Source organism: Xanthomonas sp. SHU 308, assembly GCF_000364645.1.
Classification (GTDB): domain Bacteria; phylum Pseudomonadota; class Gammaproteobacteria; order Xanthomonadales; family Xanthomonadaceae; genus Xanthomonas_A; species Xanthomonas_A sontii.
Genome location: NZ_AQOK01000746.1, coordinates 1 through 472 on the forward strand (window position 1 = coordinate 1; position 472 = coordinate 472).

At 71.2% G+C, this 472-nt stretch carries 1 protein-coding gene; it reads right to left on the minus strand.

Translation table 11 applies throughout. The features are described 5' to 3' along the window. Window positions 1-47: 47 nt before the first annotated feature. A partial coding sequence (locus D588_RS25610; RefSeq protein WP_017917215.1) for a hypothetical protein occupies window positions 48-472 on the minus strand: 425 nt, incomplete at its 5' end.

A 472-nucleotide genomic window follows, 5' to 3' on the forward strand; every position in this document is an offset into this window, starting at 1 on the left:
GCATCGCGACGTCGGCGGCCCGCACCGGTCGGCCCGCCGGCGCGGGTTCAGCCGCCCTTGGCCGGCGTGTGCAGCGCGTCCGGTGCCGGTGCCGCGCCCGGCTCCTCGGGCAGGTCCAGGCTGTAGCTGCAGCCGGCCAGGGTCTTGCCGGGATGCGATTTCACCGTGGACACGCTGAGGATGATCGACTCGATCATCGGCTCGCCGGTCTTGGGATCGTGGACGTCGCGGCTGAGCACTTCGCGGCCGAACATGGCCTTCTCCGGTGTGTCCACCGCCGCTTCCAGATTCAGGCGCTTGGCCAGCGGCCGCGGGTCGGGCAGGTCCAGGATCGCCATCACGCTGGCGCCGGAGAAGGCGATGCGCTCGCTGCTGTAGCCGAACACCTGGATCGGCCGGGTCAGCGCGTACTCGGTCATGAACAGGTTGGACTGCGGCAGCGGCCGCCAGCCGTGCGCGACCGCCTTCAGCG